Below are 25,038 nucleotides of genomic sequence, written 5' to 3'. Positions count from 1 at the left end.
CCTTGCGGCAGGCATTGGTGGGCGCGCTTCGCTTTGCCCACCCTACGAGGGCTCGCTACGAACCTTGCACCCAAACCCGAAAAGACGTGGGCACGGCGCTTTGCGCCTTTGCCCACCCTACGAGAGCTTGCTAAGACGCATCCCTCATGCGTCTTTCCCTGACAACCTGGAACATCAATTCGGTGCGGCTGCGCATCGACCTGGTCGCGAAGTTTCTCAAGAGCGCGCGGCCGGACGTGCTGTGCCTCCAGGAAACCAAGTGCATCGACGATGCCTTTCCGCTGAAGCGTTTCAAGCGGCTGGGCTATGAGCATGTCGCGCTGAACGGGCAGAAGGGCTATCACGGCGTCGCCATCGTCTCGAGGATCCCGTTCGAATCGAAAGACATCCGCACCTTCTGCGACAAGGTGGATTCGCGCCACATCTCGGTCTCGTTCGGCGAGAAGGCCAGCATCGCAAAGCCGTTGGTGCTGCATAATTTCTACGTGCCCGCCGGCGGCGACATTCCCGATCCCGCGCTGAACGAGAAATTCGACCACAAGCTTCGCTTCCTCGACGAGATGAAGGCCTGCGAGCCGCTGCATCCGCGCGGGGAGGATCGCCACATCCTGGTCGGCGATCTCAACGTCGCGCCGCACGAGAACGACGTGTGGTCGCACAAGCAGCTTCTGAAAGTGGTTTCGCATACACCTGTAGAGACCGAGAAGTTGCAAGCCGCGCTGGCAGCCGGTGAGTGGGTCGACGTCGCGCGCGAGCGTTTTCCGATGTCGGAGAAGGTCTATACGTGGTGGAGCTATCGCTCCGCCGACTGGACCGTCGGTGATCGCGGCCGCAGGCTCGACCACATCTGGGTCTCGCGCGCATTGAAGGACGCGGTCAGCGATTTCAGGATCCTGCGCGACGCGCGGAGCTGGGAGCGCCCGTCGGACCACGTGCCGGTGACGGTGACGCTGGAGGTGTAGCGGCGCCGTCCGGGCTACGACGACGTCAGCTTCGCGCCCGCCATCAGGATATCGCTCGCGATCTGGCTGGAGCGCACCGCGAATTCGTCACGCAGGCGCACCGCAGCCGCGGGGTCACTCTCGAGCACGCGTTGAAACAAGCTGCGCGCGACGCGGATGACGGAGGCGTGCTCCAGCGCGACCGCGCTCGACGGCCGCTTCATCGGCACCACCAGCGCGAGCTCGCCGATCAGCGCGCCGGGACCTGCGATCATCTCCGCGCCGGCGCCGTCGTCGACCCGAAAGGCGCCGCGTTGAACCACATATCCGGCATCGGCTTCGTCGCCGAGATTGAACAGGACGTCGCCGCGGACGAAATTACGCTGCTCGGAGCCGATCGCCAGCATGCGCAACGACGCGTCTCCCAACAAGCGCAGTGTCGGGACACGCTCGAGAAGCGCTACGTCGTCGTCGATTGACATTCAGGTCCGGGGCTCAAAGGGCATGCGATCTAAAACGATTCGCACGCCCCTAAAGCGTATCACGGCACCAGCTTGTAGCCACCGGCTTCCGTGACCAGGATCTCCGGATTGGCGGCGTCCTTCTCGATCTTCTGGCGGAGGCGGTAGATGTGGGTTTCGAGCGTGTGGGTGGTGACGCCGGAATTATAGCCCCAGACCTCCTGGAGCAGGGTCTCGCGCGAGACCGGCATCTGGCCGGCCCGGTAGAGGAAGCGGAGGATGGCGGTTTCCTTCTCGGTGAGCCGGACCTTGCGGGCATTGGCCGCGGTCAGCATCTTCGAGCCCGGGCGGAAGGAGTAGGGGCCGACCGAGAACACCGCGTCCTCGCTCGCCTCGTGCTGGCGGAGCTGGGCGCGGATGCGGGCCAGCAGTACGGCGAAACGGAAGGGTTTTGCGACGTAGTCGTTGGCGCCGGATTCCAGCCCCAAAATCGTGTCGGAATCGGTGTCATGCCCGGTGAGCATGATGATCGGCGCCTTGAAGCCGCCCTTGCGCAAGGAACGAACCACCTCGCGGCCATCTGTGTCGGGCAGGCCGACATCCATCAGGACGAGATCGGGGGCATTGGCCTTCGCGGCGCTCGCGCCCTTGGCCCCGGTATCGACGGCGGAGGCCTCAAATTCTTCGTGCAGCGATAATTGCTCCACCAACGTATCGCGCAGATCGGTATCGTCATCCACGATGAGGATCTTGCGGGCATTGGCCATAGGGGGTCATCCTTTTGGAGTCCGGCTCGGCGCGCATGCATGCTGCACCCAGCCGCGAGGGAAAGTTAGGGGGGTCGCCGTTATTATTGTTGTTCGTGTTGAAGTAGTGGGCTGTTACCGATTCACAAGCCAGAAGCACTCTAACTCAAAATCTCAGGCCGTTTTGATGAATGTCCTGTAATGAATTCGACATCGCACGTTCACATGAAAAACAAAGCGAATTCAGCTAGTTACCCAAGGAATCGAAGCTCCGGACCGCTTCGAGCGATCCGCGTTAAACCTGCTGCCGGGAATCCGCGCCGGGGCTGGCTGACGGCCGGCGCGCTGACGATCCCGGTGGCGCTGGGGCGGGGCGGAATCCTGGCAAACAAGCGCGAGGGCGATGGCGGCACCCCGCGGGGCAGCTTCCGTCCCAGGCAATTGTGGTGGCGGGGCGACCGCCACAGCCGTCCGCGGACCTTTCTTCCGGCCCGGACCATCGGCAACACGGACGCTTGGTGCGAGGACGCCGGAGATCGCCACTACAATCAGGCGATCCGGCTCGGACCGGAGCAGGGCGGTGACCGTCTCAAGCGGACCGACCATCTCTATGACTTCATCATCGAAATCGACCACAACACCAGACCGCGCATCGCCGGCCGCGGCAGTGCGGTGTTTTTGCATCTGGCGCGCGACAATTTCGGGCCGACCGCAGGCTGCGTCTCGATGACCAAAGCGGCGATGCTGCAATTGCTGCGGCGACTGGGACCAAGAACAAGAATCATCATCGGGTGAGGGCACATGCTCGACAAGGATCAGATCGCCGCCGCATCGCAGGTCCTGGTCAAACATTGGCGCGACGGCACCAAGTTTGACGCGCTGGAGCCGCGGTTGCGACCGCAGAGCCGCGCCGATGGCTATGCCATCCAGGCCGTCCTCGAAAACCAACCGCTTGGAAAGCTGTTCGGTTGGAAGATCGCGGCGACAAGCGAGGCCGGACAGAAGCACATCAATGTCGCGGGCCCGCTGGCCGGCCGCATCATGAGCGACACCGTGATCGCCGACGGCGGCACCGCGTCGATGAAGGGCAACGAGATGCGCGTCGGCGAACCGGAGTTCGCCTTCGTCATGGGCCGCGATCTGCCGAAGCGCGCGACGCCGTACAATGTCGACGACGTGCTCGCCGCCGTCGACACCCTGCATCCCGCGATCGAGATTCCCGACTCGCGCTTTGGCGATTTCGCCAGCGCCGGCGAGGCACAGCTCATCGCCGACAATGCCTGCGCGCATCTGTTTGTGCTGGGCGCCGCCACGACTGCGAACTGGCGCGCCATGGATCTCGTCGAGGAGCGGCCGCAGATCACGCTTCGCGGCCAGCGCTATCTCGGCCACGGCAAGAACGTGCTCGGCGATCCCCGCGTTGCCCTGGCCTGGCTTGCCAACGAGCTGCGCGGGCTCGGCATCACCTTGAGGGCAGGGGAGGCGGTGACGACAGGCACGTGCCATCCGCCGCTGCCGATCCAGGCCGGCGACCATTTCGCGGTGGATTTTGGTGTGCTGGGGCAGGTGTCGGTGGGGTTTGCGTAACCACCGCACACACCGCCGTCGTCCCTGCGGACGCAGGGACCCATAACCCCAGGGAGAAGTTTGGCGAAGACTGGCAGTTACCTCACTTTCGCCGGTACGAAGACCACCCACCAATCAGAGATCACGCGGTATGGGTCTCTGCGCCCCGTGCGCAATTGCGCACTAGGCAGGGACGACAGCAACTACCGATGCCCGAAGATCGCACTCCCGACGCGCACATGGGTGGCGCCGAGCATGATCGCGGTGGCGAAGTCCGCGCTCATGCCCATCGAGAGATTCTTCAATCCATTGCGCTCCGCGATCTTGGCGGTCAGCGCGAAATGCGCCGCCGGCGGCTCGTCGACCGGCGGGATGCACATCAGGCCGGAGATCGTCAGCCCATAGCTGTCGCGGCAGCTCGCGATGAAGGCATCGGCCTCGCCGGGAGCGATGCCGGCCTTCTGCGGCTCCTCGCCGATGTTGATCTGGACGAACAGCTCCGGGTGCCTGTTCTGGGATTCGATTTCCTTGGCTAACGCCTGGCAAATGCTCGGGCGGTCGACCGAATGGATGGCATCGAACAGCGCCACCGCCTCCTTCGCCTTGTTGGACTGCAGCGGCCCGATCAGATGCAGCGCGATGCCGGAATAAGCGGACGTTAACGCCGGCCACTTGCCTTTGGCCTCCTGCACCCGATTTTCGCCGAATACGCGCTGTCCGGCGTCGATGACCGGGATAATTGCATCCGCGGCGAACGTCTTGGACACCGCGATCAGCGTCACGGAGGCACGATCGCGCCGCGCTTCCTTGCAGGCGCGGACAATTTCGGCTTCGACCGCAGCGAGCGCGTTTGGTGAATGGCCGGTTACCGGCGCGGTGTTGGTTTCGGTCATGACGTCGGTTCGGACTGGATTGTTGCGGAGCTAGTTCTAATTTTACCGAGTTCAAGAAAGAGTTTTTGAACCCTTCGCTTTACCTTGGCCGATGGGGTGGGCAGCGAAGATGGCAAACGTCAGTTTCAACCGCAAACGAGTGAAACTCAAGCAGGTTCTCGGAATCCGGGCACGGCTTGCGTTGCTCGCGGTGATTCTGGTGACGCCTTTGATGTTCGAGCGCATCCGTTCGCTCGAGGACACGCGCGCGCGGCAGATCGCGCAGGCCGCGACCGAATTCACCACCATTGCAAGACACAGCGCCGATGCGCAGCGCGAAGTGATCTCGTCGGTCGAAACCATCCTGAAATCTGAAGCCTTCATCCGCGCCTCCGCCGGCGGCATCAGCAAGAGCTGCGACGTGCTGCGCGCGAGCCTGCCGTCGAACCTTCCCTGGATCCGCACGCTGTTGATCGCCGGCCAGGACGGACGCATCCAGTGCGCCACCAACAACATGTATGTCGGCCTCGACCTCAGCGACCGGCCATACTTCCAGCAGGCGCAGGAAACCGGCCGCTTCGTGCTGAGCGACTTCATCCTGTCGCGGCCCGTGCCGTCGCCGACCGTCATGGCGGTTTATCCGGTGTCGGCCTTCAGCGGTGTGGCGGATGCCGTCGTGCTCGCCACCGTGAACCTCGACTGGATGTCGAAGGTCATGAGCAATCTCGGCGGCCGTGCCGGCATCACTGCCGTGCTGGTCGACAGCGCCGGCACCGTGCTCGCCGCGCCGGCTGACCAGCACAGCGCGATCGGCCGTCCGCTCGACAACATGCCGCTGATGTCGGCGATCGCCGACAGGGCGCTGCGTTCGGACCAGGACGAGGGCTCACTCTCTTTCCTCGCCGCTGACGGCTCCCGCCGCGCGGTGAGCTATATCCGCATCGCCGGCACCAATGCCCGCCTGATTGCCAGCATCGACGAGGACAAGGTGTCCGCGGCGGTCAGCCGCGACATCCGCACTGCCTATCTGCAGCTCGCGTTCGTCGTCCTGTTCGTGCTGCTCGGCGCGCTGATCGCCGCCGAGAAGCTCGTGATCAAGCCGATTGAGATGCTGGCCGACATGGCCAAACGCCTCGGCGAAGGCGATCTCTCGGCCCGCGCCGCGCGCAACCGGCTGCCGGCCGAGTTCGTGCCGCTGGCCCGCGCCTTCAACGCGATGGCCGCGCAGCTCAGCCAGCGCGAGCGCGAGCTGATCGCGAGCAACGACCGCCTGACCGTGATGGCCTCGATCGACATGCTGTCGGGGCTGGCCAATCGCCGCGGCTTCCAGAGCCGGCTCGACTTCGAATGGATGCGCGCGCAGCAGTATGACAGCGAGCTTGCGCTGCTGATGATTGACGTCGACCACTTCAAGCTGTTCAACGACACCTACGGCCATCTCGAAGGCGATTCCTGCCTGACCCGGCTCGGCGAATCCTTGTCCGGCATCGCCGCCGACACGATGGGCTTTGCGGCCCGCTATGGCGGCGAGGAGTTCTGCCTGCTGCTGCCGAACACCGATGTGAACCGCGCCGTCGAGATCGGCGAGCAGGTGCGCGCGGCCGTGCTGAAGCTGTGCCTGCCGCACATCACCTCCGCCCACATGATCGTCACCGTCTCGATCGGCGTTGCCGCAACGAAGCCGAACGAGACGCTGCGCCCCGGCGATCTCATCGAAGCTGCCGACGCCGCGCTCTACGCCGCAAAACACCGCGGCCGCAACAATGTCATGGAGCACGGCATCCAGGTAATCGAGAACAGCGCGGCCGCCATGATGCTGGCCGCGAGCGCCTAGCCCGCAGCCGCCGCGCGATCGAGCTCGACTTCTGTTACCACGCGATTGCGGCCGCCGCCCTTGGCGAGATAGAGCGCGCGGTCGCAGCGCTCGATCAGATCGGTGATCGTCTCGCCGGTCCGGTACTGCGCCACGCCGATCGACACGCTGATGCCGGGCAGGGTCTCCCCGGTCGAGCGGCGCGTGATCGTGCATTCGGCGATCGCGCGCCTGATGCGCTCGGCGATCTCGGCGCAAGTGGCGAGATCGGCATCCGGCAGCACGGCAATCAGCTCCTCGCCGCCATAGCGGGCCGACAGATCCTGCTCGCGAACTTTTTCGCGCAGCACTCTCGCAATCAGGCGCAGCACCTGGTCGCCGACGCCATGGCCGAAATTGTCGTTGAAGGTCTTGAAGTGGTCGATGTCGAGCATCAGCACGCCGAGCGGCTCGCCCCAATCCGCGGTCGTCTGTGCCTTGCGCAGGAATTCATCGAGCGCCCGCCGGTTTGCCAGCCCCGTCAGCGTATCGGTCCGGGCGCGCTCTTCGGACTTGGAGAGCGAGTCGCGGATCACGTCGAGCTCGCGGGTCTTTTCCGCAAAGCCGGCCTCGAGCCGGGTCGCCCTCGTGGCGGCCCGCGCCAGCTCATTCATGAGCTGGGCGACCAGCGCCTTCGGATCGACACCGGCCCTGCCCCGATCAGCGACCTCGCTGATCGCCTGCATCTGGGAACGATTGTCGGCCATGGCCGTCGCCAGAAACTCCTTCGCCGCCCCCATGAGGGCATGCAGCCGATCGGACGTCTCGGAGGCGACGGCGCCCGCCCGGGGCGCGACATAGGTCTCGAACAGATCCTGGTTGGTCCTGGCGTCGAAGGGACGGTTGTGGTCGATCAGGAGATCGATGGCATTGCGCAGGTCGTCATGGCTGCCTGCGAAATAGTGGAACCAGACGGCAAAATTGGTCGGCGTTGGCGGAATCCGCTGCTCGGCCATGCTCCGCACCGCCCGTCCGGCGATGGACGCGGCATAGTCGTAATCGAGATCGTCGAAGCCTGATTCCATCGCCTGGCGGGGTGCTGTCGGGGGCCAACCTCGCACCGACCCCTTAATCCGATCCCAATGGGCCGTCCGTACTTTAGCGGAGCAGCCTTGCGGGGGGCCGCCGCCAGCGGCAACCCATTGACCCCCTAAGGACTTCTATGGCCTAGTCCGCCGTCTTTAGACGGCCGAATCCACGAAAACCCAACGATTCCATGACCTCCGAACGCTACAACGCCCGCGACGCCGAACCGCGCTGGCAAGCCGCCTGGGACCAGCAGGCGATCTTCGTCTCCAAGAACGACGATTCGCGGCCGAAATACTACGTGCTGGAGATGTTCCCCTACCCGTCCGGGCGTATCCATATCGGCCATGTCCGCAACTACACGCTCGGCGACGTGCTGGCCCGCTTCATGCGCGCCAAGGGGTTCAACGTGCTGCACCCGATGGGCTGGGACGCCTTCGGCCTGCCGGCCGAGAACGCCGCCATCGAGCGCAAGGTCGCCCCGAAGGCCTGGACCTACGACAACATCGCCGCGATGAAGAAGCAGCTCCGCTCGATCGGGCTGTCGCTGGACTGGTCGCGCGAATTCGCGACCTGCGACCCCAGCTACTACAAGCATCAGCAGAAGATGTTTTTGGACATGCTCGCCGCCGGCCTCGCGGAGCGTGAGAAGCGCAAGCTCAACTGGGATCCGGTCGACATGACCGTGCTCGCCAACGAGCAGGTGATCGACGGCCGCGGCTGGCGCTCGGGTGCCGTTGTCGAACAACGGGAAATGAGCCAGTGGGTCTTCAAGATCACGAAGTACTCGCAGGATCTGCTGTCGGCGCTAGATGGGCTCGACCGCTGGCCCGACAAGGTGCGGCTGATGCAGCGCAACTGGATCGGGCGCTCCGAGGGCCTGCTGGTCCGCTTCGCGCTGGATCAGGCGACGACGCCCGCCGGCGAGAGCGAGCTGAAGATCTTTACGACGCGCCCGGACACCCTGTTCGGCGCCAAATTCATGGCGATCTCGTCGGATCATCCGCTGGCGCAGGCAGCCGCCGCGAAGAACCCGAAGCTTGCCCAGTTCATCGCCGACATCAAGAAGATCGGCACCGCGCAAGAGATCATCGACACCGCGGAAAAGCAGGGTTTTGACACCGGCATCCGCGCGGTGCACCCGTTCGATCCGAGCTGGAAGCTGCCGGTCTATGTCGCGAACTTCGTGCTGATGGAATACGGCACCGGCGCGATCTTCGGCTGCCCCGCGCACGACCAGCGCGACCTCGACTTCGTCAACAAGTACAATCTCGGCAACATTCCGGTAGTGTGCCCCGAGGGCCAGGACCCGAAGACGTTTGTCATCACCGATACCGCCTATGACGGTGACGGCCGCATGATCAATTCGCGCTTCCTCGACGGCATGACCATCGAGCAGGCCAAGGACGAGGTCGCAAAGCGGCTGGAAGGCGAACTGCGCGGCAATGCGCCGGTTGGCGAGCGTCAGGTCAATTTCCGCCTGCGCGACTGGGGTATTTCGCGGCAGCGCTATTGGGGCTGCCCGATTCCCGTCATCCATTGCCCAAAGTGCGACGTGGTGCCGGTGCCGGACGCCGACCTGCCGGTGACGCTGCCGGATGACGCGACCTTCGACAGACCGGGCAATGCGCTCGACCATCATCCGACCTGGAAGCACGTCACCTGCCCCAAATGCGGCGGCAAGGCCCAGCGCGAAACCGACACCATGGACACCTTCGTGGATTCGTCCTGGTATTTTGCGCGGTTCACCGATCCCTGGAATGAGAACGCACCGACGACGCCAGCTGTCGCCAACCGGATGCTGCCGGTCGACCAGTATATCGGCGGCGTCGAGCACGCGATCCTGCATCTGCTCTACAGCCGCTTCTTTACCCGCGCGATGAAGGCGACCGGGCACATTGCGCTGGACGAGCCGTTCGCCGGCATGTTCACGCAGGGCATGGTGGTGCACGAGACCTACCAGAAGGCCGACGGCACCTATGTGCAACCGGCCGAGGTGAAGATCGAGGTCGGCGGCAACGGCCGGCGCGCGACGCTGCTGAGGTCAGGCGAAGACATCCAGATCGGTCCGATCGAGAAGATGTCGAAGTCGAGGAAGAACACGGTCGACCCCGACGACATCATCGAGACCTACGGCGCCGATGTCGCCCGCTGGTTCATGCTGTCGGACTCCCCGCCCGACCGCGACGTGATCTGGAGCGACGAGCGCGTTCAGGGCGCCTCGCGCTTCGTGCAGCGGCTGTGGCGGCTGGTGAACGATGCAGTGGAGCTCGGCCAGGCCGCGCCGGCGGACCGTCCGGGCTCGTTCGGCCCGGATGCGACCACCTTGCGCAAGGCCGCCCATGGCGCGCTGGACAAGGTCACCACCGGCATCGAGCGGCTGCACTTCAATGTCTGCCTTGCCCATATCCGCGAATTCGCCAATGCGTTTTCGGAGGTGCTCCAGCGCCCCGGCCAGCCCACAGCTGACCTCGCCTGGGCGGTCCGGGAGGCCAGCCAGATCCTGGTTCAGCTGTTCTCCCCGATGATGCCGCATCTGGCCGAGGAGTGTTGGCAGGTTCTGGGCCACAGCGGGCTGGTTTCCGAGGCCGATTGGCCCCAAATCGAACGCGATTTGCTGGTTGAAGACGCCGTGACCCTGGTGGTCCAGGTCAATGGCAAGAAGCGGGGTGAGGTCACAGTTGCAACAGTGGCCCAGAATCCGGAAATCGAGGCTGCCGTTTTGGCCCTCGATGCGGTAAAACTGGCCCTGGACGGCAAGCCCGTCCGCAAGGTGATCATCGTCCCCAAGAGGATCGTGAATGTTGTCGGCTAGGATCCGGATCGCTGCCCGCTTGCTGGCGGTCGCCGCATTGGCGGCACTGACGGCTGGCTGCTTCCAGCCGATGTATGCCGAGCGCGGTGACGGCACCCCCGGCCTGCGCGAGAAGCTGATGGGGGTCGACCTTCCGCCGATCAACAAGGCCAATGCCTCCCGCGAGGCCCGTGTCGGCGTCGAGGTCCGCAACGCCCTGGCCTTCAAGCTCTACGGCACGGCCACCGGCATGCCGCCGACCCATCGCCTGGAGATTCGCTTCGCGAGCAGCAAAACGTCGCTGATCGTCGATCCCAATACCGGCCTGCCGAACAGTGAAAACTACGGCATCGACGCCCAGTACAATTTGATCGAGGTCGTCAGCGGCAAGTCGGTCATGACCGGCACGACGTTCGCGCGCGTGTCCTATGACATGCCCGGCTCCTACCAGCGCTTTGCCCGCAACCGGGCCCTTCGCGATGCCGAGGATCGTGCCGCCAACGAGATCGCCGAGAACATCAACACTCGCCTCGCCTCGTTCTTCATCGCCGGCACTTAAGTCATCCCCGTCATTCCGGAGCGCCCGCAGGGCGGATCCGGAATCCAGAGATTATTGATCGAGATTCTCAGGCGCGCAATTGCGCGCCGTAGTTCGCGCTTCGTGCGCCCTGGAATGACAGTTGGGCCCAATGGTCGCGCTGCGCGGAAAAGAGATCGACGCCTTCCTCGCCCGTCCTGACGGGGGCCGACCGATCATCCTGCTCTACGGTCCCGATGCCGGCCTCGTGCGCGAGCGCGCCGATGCGCTGATTGCCTCGGCCGTCGACGACCCCAACGATCCCTTCTCGCTCGTCAAGCTCGACGGCGACGAACTCTCCGCCGAGCCGTCGCGGCTCGTCGATGAAGCCATGACGGTGCCGTTGTTCGGCGGCCGCCGCGCCATCCGCGTCCGCGCCGGCTCGCGCAGCTTTGCCAGCGGTATCGATACGCTGGCGGAGATGGGCGTGAAGGATTGCCGCATCGTGATCGAAGCCGGCGAGCTGCGCCCGGAATCGCCACTGCGCAAAGCCTGCGAGCGCGCCAAGACGGCCGTGGCGATCGGCTGCTATCCCGACACCGAGCGCGACCTTGCCAAGCTGATGGACGACGAGCTCCGCATCGCCAATCTGCGCATCGCGCAGGATGCCCGCGCGGCGCTGATGTCATTCCTCGGCGGCGACCGCCAGGCCTCGCGCAATGAGCTGCGCAAGCTGACGCTCTATGCGCATGGCAAAGGCGAGATCACGCTGGATGACGTGATGTCCGTCGTTGCCGATGCATCCGAGCTGAAACTCGACCCCATCGTCGACGGTGCCTTCGCCGGCCGGCCCGACATCGTCGAGACCGAATTTGCAAAGGCCATGATCGCCGGCACCTATCCCGGCGTGATCATCTCCGCCGCGCAGCGCCAGGCCGCGTGGCTGCACAAATCTGCGCTCGCAATCGCCGACGGCCAGCCTGCCTCCGCCGTGCTTGAGGGCGGCTATCCGCGCCTGCATTTTTCGCGAAAGCCCGCGGTGGAAACGGCGCTGCGCAATTTCAGCGTGGCGCGGCTCGCTGCAATCATCGAGCAGCTCGCGACCGCCGCGCTCGACACCCGCAAGCAATCGACGCTCGCCGCCGCCATCGCCCAGGGGACGACACTGAGGGCTAGGTCTACAGCGCGCCCTTCGCCAGCCGCTTCATCACCTCGTCGAGCTGGTCGAGGTTGCGGTAGTTGATCTGGACGGAGCCGCCGGGGTCCCGGTGATTGACCGTGACCTTGAGGCCAAGCGCATCGCTGACGCGCTTTTCGAGATCGATCGTGTCGGGGTCTTTTTCCTTGCCCCCGGTGCTGCGCGCCTTCTGCGGCTTGCGCTCCGGCACACCCTCTTCATGCGCGAGGGCCTCGGCCTGGCGGACGTTGAGGCCTTCCGCGACGATGCGCCTGGCTGACGCGAGCGGATCGGGCACGCCGATCAGCGCGCGGGCGTGGCCGGCGGTCAGCTCGCCGCTCGTGATCAAGGCCTGCACTTCGGCCGGCAGTTTCGTCAGCCGCATCATGTTGGCGATGTGGCTGCGGCTCTTGCCGACGACCTTTGCGATGTCGTCCTGGCTGCGTTTGAACTCGTTGGCGAGCGCGTGATAGCCGAGCGCCTCTTCCATCGGGTTGAGGTCTTCGCGCTGCACGTTCTCGACGATCGCAAACTCCAGCGCATCGCTGTCGCTGATGTCGACCGGCACGATCGGCACTTCGTGCAGGCCGGCCATCTGCGACGCGCGCCAGCGCCGTTCGCCGGCGATGATCTCGAAGCGATCCTGCGCGCCCTTGACTGGACGCACGACGATCGGCTGGATCACGCCGTGCTGTCTGATCGAATCAGAGAGCTCCTTGAGCTCCGTTTCCGAAAAGGCGCGGCGCGGGTTGCGCGGATTGGGCTTGATGAATTCGATCGGCACCTTGCGCTGCGCGCGCGGACGATCGACATGCTGAGCCTCGCCGCCGACATCACCGATCAGACTCGCAAGACCCCGGCCCAGTCGCGAACGCGCTTCGTCGGCCATCGCCAGCTCCCTTGGATTCACGGTGCAACACTCCAGAACTGAATTTCGAATCGTAGGGTGGGCAAAGCGAAGCGTGCCCACCAGTTTGCGCGGAAGATGGTGGGCACGGCGAAGACGCCTTTGCCCACCCTACGGCATCGTCAATGCGTGGTGCGCAGCTCGCGCTCGCGCTGGATCACTTCGGTGGCGAGCCGCAGATAAGCTTCGCTACCGACGCATTTGAGATCGTAGACCAGGACCGGCTTGCCGTAGGACGGCGCTTCCGAGATGCGCACGTTGCGCGGGATCATGGTCTTGTAGACCTTCTCGCCCATGAACTGACGGACGTCGGCGACGACCTGGTTCGAGAGGTTGTTGCGCGAGTCGAACATGGTCAGCACGATGCCGTGGATCGACAGGTTCGGATTGAGCGTCGAGCGCACCTGCTCCACCGTCTGCAGCAATTGCGACAGACCTTCGAGCGCGAAGAACTCGCACTGCAGCGGCACCAGGATCGCATCGGAGGCTGCCATCGCGTTCACCGTGAGCAGGTTGAGCGAGGGCGGGCAGTCGATCAGCACATAGGTGTAATCGGCGTCCGGCGAGACGTTGTTGTTGAGCGCGCCGATGGCGTCGCGCAGCTTGAAGGCGCGGCCGGGCGTGGTGCCGAGCTCAAGCTCGAGGCCGGAGAGGTCCATGGTCGAGGGTGCGATGTGCAGCCGCGGCACCGCGGTCGAGACCACCGCCTCGCGCAGAGCGGCTTCGCCGATCAGCACGTCATAGGTCGAGCAGGAGCGGTTGCGGCGATCGATGCCGAGGCCGGTCGAGGCGTTGCCCTGCGGATCGAGATCGACGATCAGGACGCGCTCGCCGATCGCAGCGAGTGCCGTGCCAAGATTGATCGCCGTGGTTGTTTTTCCCACGCCGCCCTTCTGATTCGCCAGCGCCAGGATGCGCGGGTGGCCCTGCGGCACTTCGCCGGTCTGTTGCTGCTGCGGTTCGTCAATCACGCTCATCGCAAATTCCCCACTCGACCCCTGAACGCCTCAGCCGCGCTGCTCGACGGACGTCAGCTCGACGATCCAACCGTCGCCGGTACGGCTTTGGTGAAGCTGCGGCTGGATATTCCAATATTTAGCGGCTTCGGTCAATTCAGCCTCTACATCTTGACCCTTCAGAAACAGCGCTTTTGCACCTTGGCGCATCAGCGGCTCCGCAAAGCCGATGAGTTGATGTAGCGGAGCCAGCGCACGCGCGGTGACGCAATCCACGGGGCCGGTGATTCTATCCACATTATCCCCGATCTCCGCGAGATGTACGAGCCCCGGAGATGCGGTGACGCGAACTGCTTCGCGCAGAAAGGCCGCCTTCTTGGCGATTCGCTCGACGAGATGGACGCTGGCGCCAGGCGTCCCGGCCATGGCACAGGCGAGGACGATTCCGGGAAAGCCGCCGCCGCTGCCGAGGTCGGCCCAGCGTTTCGCGGAAGGGGCGAGATCGACGAGCTGGAGCGAGTCGGCGATGTGCCGGGTCCAGAGCTGCGGCAGGGTCGAGGGCGCGACCAGATTGGTCTTGGCCTGCCACTCGCGGAGCAGCGCAATGTAGCGGTCGAGTCGCTCCTCGGTTTCACGTGAAACGGGGGCGAGCCTGAGCGCTGCGAGCTTGTCCGCGGCGATGATGGAGTCCAGCGACCGATCGTTGGCGCTGGCCTTGTCGATCTTCGGTTTGATCGGCGTCGGCTCGGATCGACGGCTTGCGCCCTCACCTGCCGATGGTTTCGCTGATGACGATCTGCCGCCCGGCCCGCGCTGTTTCACGTGAAACGCCTATGCGATCGCCTTTGAGATCTTCCGTGCCTCGCGCCGGAGGTAGGCCGCGAGGATACCGAGCGCCGCCGGCGTCATTCCATCGATCCGGCCAGCCTGGCCGACGGTGAACGGCCGCGCCTTCTCAAGCTTGGCCCGCACTTCATTGGAAAGACCCGGGACCTGCTGGTAATCGACGTCCGACAGCACCATCCCCTCGTCTCGCCTGAAAGCTTCGACGTCGGCGCTCTGGCGCTCGAGATAGACGTCATACTTCGCGTCGATCTCCAGATGGGTGGCAATGACCGGGTCGATCGCCGACAGCTCCGGCCAGATGGCCCGGACCTGGCTCCAGCCGATGTCCGGATAGGCCATCAACTCGAACGCCGAACGGCGCTGGCCGTCCCGGTTCAGCGACAGGCCGTGCTTGATCGCCTCGTTCGGGGTGATCGTCAGGGACTTCGACAGCGCCCTGGCCGCATTCAGGGCGTCCATCTTGGCGCGGTGATGCTGCGTCCGGGCGCTCCCGACGCATCCGAGCGCAATCCCCTTCTCGGTGAGGCGCTGATCGGCATTGTCGGCGCGCAGGGTCAGCCGGTACTCGGCCCTGGAGGTGAACATCCGATAGGGTTCGCTGATCCCACGGGTGACGAGGTCGTCGATCATCACACCGAGATAGCCATCGGCACGGTCGAACACGGTTAGCGCGGCGCCGCTCGCGGCCAAAGCCGCGTTCAGGCCGGCCACGATGCCCTGCCCGGCAGCTTCCTCATATCCGGTGGTGCCGTTGATCTGACCCGCCAGGAAGAGGCCACGCAGACGCTTGGTCTGGAGGGTCGGATCGAGCTCGCGGGGATCGATGTGGTCGTATTCGATGGCGTAGCCCGGACGGACCATCTTCACCTGCTCCAGGCCAGGAATGCTGGCGAGGATCGCGAGCTGGACCTCCTCCGGCAGCGAGGTCGAGATGCCGTTGGGATAGACGGTGCTATCATCGAGCCCCTCGGGCTCCAGGAAGATCTGATGGCCGTCGCGGTCGCCGAAGCGGACGATCTTGTCCTCGATCGAGGGACAGTAGCGCGGTCCGGAGCTCTTGATCTGGCCGGAGTACATCGGCGAGCGATGGACGTTGGCGCGGATCACCTCATGGGTCGCGGGCGTAGTCCGGGTGATCCCGCACTGGATCTGGGGGGTCGTGATCCGCTCGGTCATCACCGAGAACGGCTCCGGCGGCTCGTCTCCGGGCTGCATCTCGACCGCTGACCAGTCGATCGTGGTGCCGTCCAGGCGGGGCGGAGTCCCGGTCTTAAGCCGTCCAAGGGTGAAGCCTGCCCGCTCAAAGGAGGCGGAAAGACCCATCGCGGGCGCCTCGCCGACCCGGCCGGCGGGCCAGTTCTTCTCGCCGAGATGGATCAGACCGCGGAGGAAGGTGCCGGTGGTGACGACGACAGCCCCTGCCCGAAGCTCGCGGCCGTCCGCCAGGCGTAGTCCGGTGACCCGGCCCTCGACCACGATCAGCTCGTCCGCCTCGCCCTCGATGACGGAAAGACCTTCGGTGTCCTGGATTGCGGCCTGCATGGCTGCGGCATAGAGCTTCCGGTCGGCCTGAGCCCGGGGGCCCCGGACAGCCGGTCCCTTGCGGCGATTGAGGACGCGGAACTGGATGCCGCCGGCATCGCCGACCCGGCCCATCAGACCATCCAGCGCGTCGACCTCGCGGACCAGATGGCCCTTGCCGAGACCGCCGATGGCGGGGTTGCAGGACATCGCGCCGACCGTGGAGAAACGGTGCGTCACCAGAGCGGTCGTCGCACCCATCCGGGCGGAAGCAGCCGCGGCTTCACAGCCGGCGTGGCCGCCGCCAATGACGATGACGTCGAAACTCTCTCGCTCTGTTCGCATGGGCCGACTTCTATCTCAGAGGTGGAGAAGCCGGAAGTAGAAACTGGGTGAGGCGGTTGTTTCACGTGAAACGGGGCGGCAGGAGGCGATGCGCATTTTCGCGAAAACAACCCCATGCACAGTAGAACCGGAACTGAGCGGACTGCTGTTTCACGTGAAACAGGATGGGTCTAACCGGGCGAGAACTCCTGGCGAGATCTCGCACGGCTCTGGACGGGGGAAGAGAGGGCACAAGCGATCGGCCTACTCCGTCATTGCGAGCGGAGCGAAGCAATCCAGAATCCCTCCGTGGAGGCCGTCTGGATTGCTTCGCCGCAAGGGCTCCTCGCAATGACGAGCTTGGGGGACGGCCACCGGCCACGACCTTCACTGCCCTTCAGGCGATCAGACCGTGCGCACGAAGACTGAGACCGAGGCGGGCCACTCGCCCCGCTGTTTCACGTGAAACAGGCCGGAGCCTGCAAGCACGCGCTCCGCGTGAAACGGACCGGAACCCATCCCGCTGCTGCTTCACGTGAAACGCTAGGAGCGGGACAGGCTTGTAGCCCGGATGGAGCGCAGCGAAATCCGGGAAAGGTGTTCCGGCTGCGGAGCCGTCCCGGATTGCTCTTCGCTTCATCCGGGCTACGAAACTGCAAGCACCTGTTCCATGTGAAACGGCCCGGAACCCATCCCATTGCCGCTTCACGTGAAACGCAAGGACTGGAACAAGCGCTAGTTCTACAATGAAGAACTAGTCCTACTTTCCGATGCAGAATTTCTGGAAGATGGCCCCGAGGACGTCCTCGACGTCGACCCGGCCCAACAGGCGACCCAAGGCATAGGCCGCTGCACGCAGCTCTTCGGCGGCAAGCTCTTCGCCGTCTTCTACAAGCTCCAGGCTCCGGCGCAAGCTGTCTGATGCCCGGCGCAACAGATCTCGCTGGCGGGCGCGGGTCACCAATGCGCCCTCGGTGGTCCCGAAAAACTCGGCGGCGAATTTCACGAGCGCGTCGATCAGGTCGGGAACGCCGTCCCCCCGGCTCGCCGAGATCCCGAACTCGCCGCGCGGCCCGACCTCCCCCGCCTCGCCCAGATCGATCTTGTTGCGGACGATCCAGACCGAGCCGCCCGATTGATCACGCCCGGAGCCGGACTTCACCAGCGATTGCATCGCGCCCGGATCGACAGCGCGCCCACCCTCCACCAGCCACAGCACGAGGTCGGCATCTTCGGCTCGGGCTCGCGCCCGGCGCACGCCTTCCTGCTCCACGGGATCGTCGGTCTGCCGGATGCCAGCCGTGTCGATCACCGTGACCGGGTAGCCGTCGAGATCAAGCTGCACCTCGATCACGTCGCGCGTGGTCCCGGCGTAGGGCGAGACGATCGCGACCTCGCGGCGCGCGAGCTGATTGATCAGCGTCGACTTGCCGACATTCGGCTCACCGGCGATCGCGACCACCAGGCCGTCGCGCAGGCGTTCAGAATGCCCCTGTGCCGCAAGGACTTCTGAGATTTCGTCATGCAGCGCTTTGATCGCCTTCACCGCCGGCGCCCTCAACTCGGCCGGCACATCGCCCTCGTCGGAAAAATCGATGCCGGCCTCGATCAGCGCCGAGGCCTCGATGATGCGCTCGCGCCAGTCGCGCGCGCGATCGCCGAGCAGGCCCTGCAACTGGCGCAGCGCCTGGCGGCGCTGACGATCGGTATCGGCATGGATGAGATCGTCGAGACCTTCGGCTTCGGTGAGATCGAGCTTGCCGTTCTCGAAGGCGCGCCGCGTGAATTCGCCGGGCTCGGCCGCGCGCGTATTCGGAATAAGCGAAATAGCGGAGAGGAGTGCCGCGAGCACCGCGCGGCCGCCGTGGACGTGAAATTCGGCGACGTCCTCGCCGGTCGCACTGGCCGGCCCCGGAAACCAGAGCACGACCGCGTCGTCGATCGGCTGGCCCGCGCCATCGCGGAGCAGCCGGCGGCTGGCCTGTCTCGGCGCCGGCTGCCTCCCCGCCAGCGTCGTGAGCGCGAGCCCCGCTTGCGATCCGGAGACCCGCACCACGGCGATCGCGCTCGGCGCACGGCCGGACGACAGCGCAAAGATGGTCTGGTCTCGCGGATGCATGGCCTATTTGTCCGGCTGGCGACGAAAAGGCAAACGGCCCGTTCTCGCGATGCCGACGCTCCTTTTGCTGCGCTCTGGCCCGCAGCAACGGCTCTATTGCGATGCAATATAAGACGCAGCATTTTGCTGCAGAGGCAGCCTCGTCCCAAACACCAAATGGTCAGCCAGCGTCAAACATTACATAAAGATATCAACAACTTACGGAGGATCCGGATTTTCCTTTCGTCCCATCGCCATGCTGCATTTCTTCCGCAGCAAAGCCGCACAAAAGAAAAAAGGGCGCCCGAAGGCGCCCTCTGATCTCATGCTGCACCGCACTCAGGTGTTCATCGAGTCGAAGAACTCGGAATTGCTCTTGGTCGAGCGCAGCTTGTCGAGCAGGAAGTCGATCCCATCCATGGTGCCCATCGGGTTCAGGATGCGGCGGAGCACGTACATTTTCTTGAGCACCTGCGGATCGGTGATGAGCTCCTCCTTGCGGGTGCCGGAGCGCGAGATGTCGATCGCCGGGAAGGTGCGCTTGTCCGAGACCTTGCGGTCCAGGATCAGTTCGGAGTTACCGGTGCCCTTGAACTCTTCGAAGATGACTTCGTCCATGCGGCTGCCAGTATCGACCAGCGCGGTTGCAATGATCGTCAGCGAGCCGCCCTCCTCGATATTGCGGGCGGCACCAAAGAAGCGCTTCGGGCGCTGGAGCGCGTTGGCGTCGACACCACCGGTCAAGACCTTGCCGGATGACGGCACCACGGTGTTGTAGGCGCGGCCCAGGCGCGTGATCGAATCGAGCAGGATGACGACGTCGCGGCCATGCTCGACCAGCCGTTTTGCTTTTTCGATCACCATCTCGGCGACCTGGACGTGACGAACCGCCGGCTCGTCGAAGGTCGACGAAACGACCTCGCCCTTCACCGAGCGCTGCATGTCCGTGACTTCTTCCGGACGTTCGTCGATCAGCAGCACGATCAGATAGCATTCGGGGTGATTGTGCGCGATCGAATGCGCGATGTTCTGCATCAGCACGGTTTTACCCGTGCGCGGCGGCGCGACGATCAGCGCGCGCTGGCCCTTTCCGATCGGCGCGACGATATCGATCACCCTTGCAGAAAGGTCTTTTCGCGTCGGGTCGTCGATTTCCATACGGAAACGCTGATTCGGAAACAGCGGCGTGAGGTTGTCGAAATTGACCTTGTGCTTGGCCTTTTCCGGGTCTTCGAAATTGAGCGTGTTGACCTTCAGCAGCGCAAAATAGCGTTCGCCCTCTTTCGGGCTGCGAATGTGGCCTTCGATGGTGTCGCCGGTGCGCAGACCGAAGCGGCGGATCTGCGAGGGCGAAACGTAGATGTCGTCCGGTCCCGGCAGATAATTGGCGTCCGGCGAGCGGAGGAATCCGAAGCCGTCGGAGAGCACCTCGACGACGCCCTCGCCAACGATGTCGGTTTCAGCAATCGCGAGCTGCTTGAGGATGGCGAACAGCAGCTCCTGCTTGCGCATGGTGCTGGCATTCTCGACCCCATTCTCTTCCGCGAACGAGACAAGCTCGGCCGGCGTCTTCGACTTGAGGTCCTGGAGTTTAATTTCCCGCATTGGGGTGGTCCTGTGGGGTAACCTTGGGAGGGGGTGCGAGGAGGCTCTGAAATGCGGACGCGAGAAGGTAAGGTCCGCAGGTCTGGCAAGGAGAGCGCCGGTGAGGCTTCAAACCTGATGCGGTGTCCGGCCTCTGGAAAGCTCAGACAAAACCACATCCGCCTGCGTTGGGTGGGATATCGCCAATATAGAAAATCGCTTTCCACTCCGCAAGCCGAAGCGCTGAGCGATTCATCGCAAGCCTTGCCTAGAACGGCTTCACGATCACCATGATGACGATCAAAATCATCAGAGCAGTCGGCACCTCATTGATAATTCGATAGAATTTCTGGCTACGCGGACGCCGGTCGGCGGCGAAATCCTTGCACCAGCGTGAAAAAAAGCCGTGGACCCCAGACATCGCCAGGACCAGTGCCAGTTTTACGTGCAGCCAGCCGAAAGAGAACCAGTGGCCGGACCAGGCGAGATAGAGCCCGGCAAGCCATGTGACGATCATGGCGGGGTTGATGATCGCCTTGAGCAGCCGGCGTTCCATCACTTTGAAGGTTTCCGACTGCTTCGATCCGATCTCGGCCTCGGAGTGATAAACGAACAGCCGCGGCAGGTAGAGCATGCCCGCCATCCAGGAGATGACGGCGATCACATGCAGCGCCTTGATCCAGAGATAGACGTCTTCGAACATTTTCTGCGCCCGGCTTTCTGTCCAGCGCAGGGAACGCTGGGGATAGTAAGAACTCGTTAAGGTCTCACCCTACACACTTATCCGTCCGTAGCGCCTTCCTCTAATCTAGAATCTTAGATTCTTAAGGTTTGAGTCTATGTGACCGTGAATAGGACTCACACAATTCCGTCCGCACGTTCACGTGCGCTTGTTCACATCCATCAACATATCCCTGATGCTTTCGGCGGCCTTCGATAAGTCGGCCAGCTTCAAAGGCTTGCGCGTTTCTGTCGGCAGCTTATCAAGGGGGTTGTCCGCGCAATCCCGTTTTCCTCGCAACGGGTCGCCGGACTTGTTCCGATGGGCAGTGGTGTGAAGAAAATTGGCACTTGTCCCGCCCCTGGTGTCGCGCAACCCTTTCCGAGGGGTTAAGGTCCACAGAAATCCACAAACCACACCGCCTCCATACAAAGGGCTTTTGTGCCGACCTCGAACAATTATTTCCATCTCCACCTGGTCTCCGACTCCACCGGAGAGACGCTGATCACCGTCGCGCGCGCCGTCGCGGCGCAGTACGCCAACGTCACCCCGGTCGAGCATGTCTATCCCCTGGTGCGCAGCCAGAAGCAGCTCGATCGCGTGCTCGACGAGATCGAGGAGGCGCCGGGGATCGTGCTGTTCACGCTGCTAGAGAAGGATCTGGTCTCCCGGCTCGAGGACAAGTGCAAGCAGATCAACGTTCCGAGCCTGTCGATCATCGGTCCGGTGATGCAGTTGTTCGAAGCCTATCTCGGTGCTGCGACCACGGGCCGCGTCGGCGCCCAGCACGTCCTCAATGCGGAATATTTCAAGCGCATCGACGCGCTGAACTACACGATGATCCACGACGACGGCCAGCATGTCGAAGGCCTCGATGATGCCGACGTGGTGCTCGTCGGCGTTTCACGCACCTCCAAGACACCGACGTCGATCTATCTGGCCAATCGCGGCATCCGCACCGCCAACGTGCCATTGGTTCCGGGCATTCCGGTGCCGGCACAATTGGAGACCCTGACGCGGCCGCTGGTGGTGAGCCTGCATGCGACGCCGGAACGCCTGATCCAGGTGCGCCAGAACCGCCTGCTCTCGATGGGTGCCGATACCAGCGGCGACACCTATACCGACAGGCAGGCGGTCGCCGACGAGGTCGCGTTCGCGCGCAAGCTGAGCGCCAAACACGACTGGCCGCTGCTCGACGTCACGCGGCGATCGATCGAGGAAACCGCCGCGGCGATCATGAAGCTCTACAGTGATCGCCAGCGCAACCGGCCCACGGGATAGTTTCGGCGATGTCTCTCTGGCGCGGCGAAACTCCGTTGATACTGGCCTCGCAGAGCAGCGCGCGAAAGATGCTGCTGGCCGGTGCCGGACTGGAGTTCAAGGCGATTACGGCCGATATCGACGAGCGCGGCATTCAGGCCGCCTCGAAACTTTCAGGCCCGCATGACATCGCCCTGCTGCTGGCGCGTGAGAAGGCCAAGGCAGTCTCGGCCGGTCATCCGGGGAGCTATGTGATCGGTGCCGACCAGACCCTGGCTCTCGGCGGGCGTCTCTTCAACAAGCCGGCAGGCCGCGCACAGGCGATGGCGCAACTGCTCGACCTCGCCGGCGAAAGCCACGCGCTGAATTCCGCGGTGGCCGTGGCGCGAGATGCCAAGATCGTTTTCGAGGATGTTTCGGTGGCCCGCATGACCATGCGGCCGATGACCGAGACGGAGCTTTCCGCCTATCTCGACGCCGCTGGCGACGCGGTGACGACCAGCGTCGGCGCCTATCAGCTCGAAGGTCTTGGCTGCCATCTGTTCGAGCGCATCGAGGGTGACCATTTCACCATTCTCGGCCTGCCGCTGCTGCCGTTGCTTGCGTTCCTGCGGCGCGAACGGCTAGTTGCGGTGTGAATGACAGAAACGGCTGCTTGCTGATGCGGATCCTTGGACTGACCGGCTCGATCGGGATGGGAAAATCCACCACCGCGAAATTGTTCGCGGAGGCCGGCGTTCCCGTCTATGACGCCGATGCCGCCGTCCATCAGCTCTACGAGGGCGAGGCCGCGCCCGCGATAGAGGCCGCCTTTCCCGGCACCACCGCGAACGGTAAGGTCGACCGTCCAAAATTGTCCGCGCGCGTCGTGCATGATCCGGCCGCGATCAAGCAGCTCGAGCAGATCGTTCATCCAATGCTCGGCGCTTCCCGGCAAAGATTCTTCACCGATGCGGAAGCAGCCAAGGCACCCGTCGTGGTCCTGGATATCCCGTTGCTGTTCGAAACCGGCGGCGAGAAGCGGGTCGACGCCGTCGTCGTGGTGTCGACCTCGCCGGAACTCCAGCGCAAGCGTGTGCTGGAGCGCGGGACGATGGACGAGGCCAAGCTCGATGCGATCATCGCCAAGCAGACGCCGGATGCCGAGAAGCGCAAGCGGGCCGATTTCGTAGTGGATACGTCACACGGACTTGAACCCGTGCGCGCCCAAATCACGCACATTCTGGCCGAGGTCGTTAAGATGCCGCAGCGGCGAGCCTGATTCGCTGCCTCACACGGCCTCCTAGATCATGCGCGAAATTGTTCTCGACACCGAAACCACCGGCCTCGATCCGCTCCGCGGCGATCGCCTGGTCGAAATCGGCTGCGTCGAGATTTTCAACCGCATGCCGACGGGCCAGACGTATCACGTCTATATCAATCCCGAACGGGACATGCCGGCGGAAGCCTTTGCGGTGCACGGGCTGTCGGCCGAGTTCCTGTCGACCAAGCCGCTGTTCCACGAGGTCGTCGATGCGTTTCTGGAGTTCATCGGCGATGCGCCGCTGGTGATCCACAACGCTTCGTTCGACATCGGCTTCATCAACGCCGAGCTCGACAAGGTCAAACGTATCGCGATCCCGCGCGAGCGGCTGGTCGATACGCTGCTGTTGGCGCGGCGCAAGCATCCGGGCGTGTCGAACCGGCTCGACGATCTCTGCTCGCGCTATTCGATCGACAATTCACACCGCACCAAGCACGGCGCGCTGCTCGACGCCGAGTTGCTCGCCGAAGTCTATGTCGATCTGGTCGGGGCGCGGCAATCGCAATTGCTCCTCGCTTCGGAAGGCGAGGACATTCGCAGTAATGCGGCTGGCGATGCGCCGCGGCGGCAGCGGACCGTGCCGCTCGCGCCGCGGATTTCCGATGCCGAGCGCGAGGCTCATCGGGCCTTCATCGCAACGCTCGGCGACAAGGCGATCTGGAACGAGTTCCTGCCCGCTCCAGCCGCCTCTCCGGCTGGTCAGGCCTGACCGCTCGTCTGCTGAGCGGCCATTTGCCGCTCCATGTTCTGACGATAGAGACCGACGAAGTCGACCGGATCCAGCATCAGGGGCGGGAACCCGCCGTCGCGCACTGCGGTCGCGATGATCTCGCGGGCGAACGGGAACAGCAGACGCGGGCACTCGATCATGACCAGCGGATGCAAATTCTCCTTCGGCACGTTGGTGATGCGGAACACACCGGCATAGGCGAGCTCGAACGAGAACATGATCTTACCGGCGGTCTCGGCCTTGCCCTCGACCGACAGCGTCACCTCGAACTCGGTTTCGCTGAGATTGATGGCGCTGACATTGATCTGGATGTTGATCTGGGGCGGCTGGCCCTGCTGCTGGAGCGAGGTCGGCGCGTTCGGATTCTCGAACGAAAGGTCCTTGATATACTGCGCCAGAACGTTGAGCTGGGCAGCCTGGGCCGCCTCGGGAGGGGTGCCGTTGCCGTTGGTCATGAGAGTCTCTCCTTACCCGATTTGGGCTGAATTTCGCGGCGGTTGGCTAACATAGGGCCGCCTCACTCCACAAGGACGAACGGCCCCGGATCGGGTATCCGCGCCGCCCCCGCAATTGTGACGTTCACCCGGCCCTCCTGACGAAATCGCGCGTTAAACGATTGAAGATGCGCGATTTCCGGGCAGGATCGGGTTTCCCCTTAAGCATAAAACGCGCTACACTCGGCGCTGTGCCAAAAGGCGCCATTGGCCGGGCAAGATTTCGTGCCTACATCCCGAGGACCAGACGCGCGGACCTAAAATGGTGATGTAGACTTGCCGTTCCCGTATGGAACGGTCTACTGGCCGGATTGATTTTCCCGGCGACGACCCGAGACGGCC

The 25,038-nt window shown here is 63.9% G+C and carries 24 protein-coding genes; 11 read left to right on the top strand and 13 right to left on the bottom strand.

What is annotated here, in order from left to right; genetic code table 11:
- The first annotated feature begins 146 nt into the window (after positions 1 to 146).
- The gene (xth, locus tag AC1DW2_RS29655) at positions 147 to 962 is read left to right on the top strand and encodes an exodeoxyribonuclease III (RefSeq protein ID WP_477007792.1); all 816 of its coding nucleotides are present in this window, start codon (positions 147 to 149) and stop codon (positions 960 to 962) included.
- Positions 963 to 976: 14 nt separating this feature from the next.
- Here xth and AC1DW2_RS29650 read toward each other — a convergent pair whose 3' ends face one another.
- The gene (locus tag AC1DW2_RS29650) at positions 977 to 1,423 is read right to left on the bottom strand and encodes a cyclic nucleotide-binding domain-containing protein (protein ID WP_071908749.1); all 447 of its coding nucleotides are present in this window, start codon (positions 1,421 to 1,423) and stop codon (positions 977 to 979) included.
- A 59-nt stretch (positions 1,424 to 1,482) separates the two neighbouring features.
- The gene (locus AC1DW2_RS29645) at positions 1,483 to 2,169 is read right to left on the bottom strand and encodes a response regulator transcription factor (protein WP_007598630.1); all 687 of its coding nucleotides are present in this window, start codon (positions 2,167 to 2,169) and stop codon (positions 1,483 to 1,485) included.
- 204 nt (positions 2,170 to 2,373) lie between these two features.
- On the opposite strand from AC1DW2_RS29645, the gene AC1DW2_RS29640 reads away from it, so the two are divergent.
- On the top strand, positions 2,374 to 2,943 hold the full coding sequence (locus tag AC1DW2_RS29640; RefSeq protein ID WP_085403075.1) for a L,D-transpeptidase family protein: 570 nt from the start codon (positions 2,374 to 2,376) through the stop codon (positions 2,941 to 2,943).
- A gap of 6 nt (positions 2,944 to 2,949) precedes the next feature.
- Positions 2,950 to 3,735, top strand: a complete 786-nt coding sequence (locus AC1DW2_RS29635) for a 2-keto-4-pentenoate hydratase (protein ID WP_477007791.1) — start codon at positions 2,950 to 2,952, stop codon at positions 3,733 to 3,735.
- A 182-nt stretch (positions 3,736 to 3,917) separates the two neighbouring features.
- On the opposite strand, the gene AC1DW2_RS29630 is transcribed toward AC1DW2_RS29635, so the two are convergent.
- Positions 3,918 to 4,607 (bottom strand): YggS family pyridoxal phosphate-dependent enzyme, encoded by a 690-nt coding sequence (locus tag AC1DW2_RS29630; RefSeq protein WP_477007790.1) that lies wholly within the window; start codon positions 4,605 to 4,607, stop codon positions 3,918 to 3,920.
- Positions 4,608 to 4,716: 109 nt separating this feature from the next.
- On the opposite strand from AC1DW2_RS29630, the gene AC1DW2_RS29625 reads away from it, so the two are divergent.
- The gene (locus AC1DW2_RS29625) at positions 4,717 to 6,420 is read left to right on the top strand and encodes a diguanylate cyclase domain-containing protein (RefSeq protein ID WP_477007789.1); all 1,704 of its coding nucleotides are present in this window, start codon (positions 4,717 to 4,719) and stop codon (positions 6,418 to 6,420) included.
- Here the strand turns inward: AC1DW2_RS29625 and AC1DW2_RS29620 are convergent.
- Positions 6,417 to 7,463 (bottom strand): GGDEF domain-containing protein, encoded by a 1,047-nt coding sequence (locus tag AC1DW2_RS29620; RefSeq protein ID WP_477007788.1) that lies wholly within the window; start codon positions 7,461 to 7,463, stop codon positions 6,417 to 6,419. The two genes, AC1DW2_RS29625 and AC1DW2_RS29620, sit on opposite strands and share 4 nt — an antisense overlap.
- A gap of 191 nt (positions 7,464 to 7,654) precedes the next feature.
- Between AC1DW2_RS29620 and leuS the strand changes: the two genes are divergently transcribed.
- The 3 genes from leuS to holA all read left to right on the top strand — a co-directional run bounded on the left by leuS (position 7,655) and on the right by holA (position 12,018).
- Positions 7,655 to 10,279 carry a leucine--tRNA ligase gene (leuS, locus tag AC1DW2_RS29615; RefSeq protein WP_477007787.1) on the top strand — a complete coding sequence of 875 codons (2,625 nt, stop codon included), beginning with the start codon at positions 7,655 to 7,657 and terminating at the stop codon, positions 10,277 to 10,279.
- Positions 10,266 to 10,817, top strand: a complete 552-nt coding sequence (gene lptE / locus AC1DW2_RS29610) for an LPS assembly lipoprotein LptE (protein WP_028150179.1) — start codon at positions 10,266 to 10,268, stop codon at positions 10,815 to 10,817. The genes leuS and lptE overlap by 14 nt, the downstream gene beginning before the upstream one ends.
- A 130-nt stretch (positions 10,818 to 10,947) precedes the next feature.
- Positions 10,948 to 12,018: a DNA polymerase III subunit delta gene (gene holA, locus AC1DW2_RS29605; protein WP_477007817.1), complete on the top strand. Its 1,071-nt coding sequence runs from the start codon at positions 10,948 to 10,950 to the stop codon at positions 12,016 to 12,018.
- Here holA and AC1DW2_RS29600 read toward each other — a convergent pair.
- The 8 genes from AC1DW2_RS29600 to AC1DW2_RS29565 all read right to left on the bottom strand — a co-directional run bounded on the left by AC1DW2_RS29600 (position 11,954) and on the right by AC1DW2_RS29565 (position 21,284).
- Positions 11,954 to 12,841 (bottom strand): ParB/RepB/Spo0J family partition protein, encoded by an 888-nt coding sequence (locus AC1DW2_RS29600; protein ID WP_028150177.1) that lies wholly within the window; start codon positions 12,839 to 12,841, stop codon positions 11,954 to 11,956. The genes holA and AC1DW2_RS29600 overlap by 65 nt on opposite strands.
- 140 nt (positions 12,842 to 12,981) lie before the next feature.
- Entirely contained in the window at positions 12,982 to 13,836 is an 855-nt protein-coding gene (locus AC1DW2_RS29595) for a ParA family protein (RefSeq protein WP_071908759.1), read from the bottom strand.
- A gap of 30 nt (positions 13,837 to 13,866) precedes the next feature.
- Positions 13,867 to 14,508, bottom strand: coding sequence for a 16S rRNA (guanine(527)-N(7))-methyltransferase RsmG (rsmG, locus tag AC1DW2_RS29590; protein ID WP_477007816.1), 642 nt, complete (start codon positions 14,506 to 14,508; stop codon positions 13,867 to 13,869).
- A gap of 138 nt (positions 14,509 to 14,646) precedes the next feature.
- Positions 14,647 to 16,527 (bottom strand): tRNA uridine-5-carboxymethylaminomethyl(34) synthesis enzyme MnmG, encoded by a 1,881-nt coding sequence (gene mnmG, locus AC1DW2_RS29585; RefSeq protein ID WP_477007786.1) that lies wholly within the window; start codon positions 16,525 to 16,527, stop codon positions 14,647 to 14,649.
- Positions 16,528 to 17,266: 739 nt separating this feature from the next.
- Complete coding sequence (gene mnmE, locus AC1DW2_RS29580) at positions 17,267 to 18,625, bottom strand: tRNA uridine-5-carboxymethylaminomethyl(34) synthesis GTPase MnmE (protein WP_477007785.1); 1,359 nt, start codon at positions 18,623 to 18,625, stop codon at positions 17,267 to 17,269.
- Positions 18,626 to 18,943: 318 nt separating this feature from the next.
- Entirely contained in the window at positions 18,944 to 20,209 is a 1,266-nt protein-coding gene (rho, locus tag AC1DW2_RS29575; protein ID WP_045004625.1) for a transcription termination factor Rho, read from the bottom strand.
- A gap of 247 nt (positions 20,210 to 20,456) precedes the next feature.
- Positions 20,457 to 20,891 carry a protoporphyrinogen oxidase HemJ gene (hemJ, locus tag AC1DW2_RS29570; protein WP_028150172.1) on the bottom strand — a complete coding sequence of 145 codons (435 nt, stop codon included), beginning with the start codon at positions 20,889 to 20,891 and terminating at the stop codon, positions 20,457 to 20,459.
- Positions 20,892 to 21,068: 177 nt separating this feature from the next.
- The gene (locus AC1DW2_RS29565) at positions 21,069 to 21,284 is read right to left on the bottom strand and encodes a hypothetical protein (RefSeq protein ID WP_477007784.1); all 216 of its coding nucleotides are present in this window, start codon (positions 21,282 to 21,284) and stop codon (positions 21,069 to 21,071) included.
- 66 nt (positions 21,285 to 21,350) lie between these two features.
- Between AC1DW2_RS29565 and AC1DW2_RS29560 the strand changes: the two genes are divergently transcribed.
- Genes AC1DW2_RS29560 through dnaQ form a run of 4 tightly spaced genes read left to right on the top strand, consistent with a single transcriptional unit; the run spans position 21,351 to position 24,181 of the window.
- Positions 21,351 to 22,190, top strand: coding sequence for a pyruvate, water dikinase regulatory protein (locus AC1DW2_RS29560; RefSeq protein ID WP_028150170.1), 840 nt, complete (start codon positions 21,351 to 21,353; stop codon positions 22,188 to 22,190).
- An 8-nt stretch (positions 22,191 to 22,198) separates the two neighbouring features.
- The gene (locus AC1DW2_RS29555; protein ID WP_477007783.1) at positions 22,199 to 22,807 is read left to right on the top strand and encodes a Maf family protein; all 609 of its coding nucleotides are present in this window, start codon (positions 22,199 to 22,201) and stop codon (positions 22,805 to 22,807) included.
- A gap of 23 nt (positions 22,808 to 22,830) precedes the next feature.
- The gene (gene coaE, locus AC1DW2_RS29550; protein WP_477007782.1) at positions 22,831 to 23,430 is read left to right on the top strand and encodes a dephospho-CoA kinase; all 600 of its coding nucleotides are present in this window, start codon (positions 22,831 to 22,833) and stop codon (positions 23,428 to 23,430) included.
- 28 nt (positions 23,431 to 23,458) lie between these two features.
- Complete coding sequence (dnaQ, locus tag AC1DW2_RS29545) at positions 23,459 to 24,181, top strand: DNA polymerase III subunit epsilon (protein WP_477007781.1); 723 nt, start codon at positions 23,459 to 23,461, stop codon at positions 24,179 to 24,181.
- On the opposite strand, the gene secB is transcribed toward dnaQ, so the two are convergent.
- Entirely contained in the window at positions 24,172 to 24,657 is a 486-nt protein-coding gene (gene secB, locus AC1DW2_RS29540; RefSeq protein ID WP_028150166.1) for a protein-export chaperone SecB, read from the bottom strand. The two genes, dnaQ and secB, sit on opposite strands and share 10 nt — an antisense overlap.
- Between the last annotated feature and the right edge of the window lie 381 nt (positions 24,658 to 25,038).

The organism is Bradyrhizobium sp. P3_C3 (genome assembly GCF_056402655.1).
This window is presented reverse-complemented; position numbering and strand designations above follow the sequence as displayed.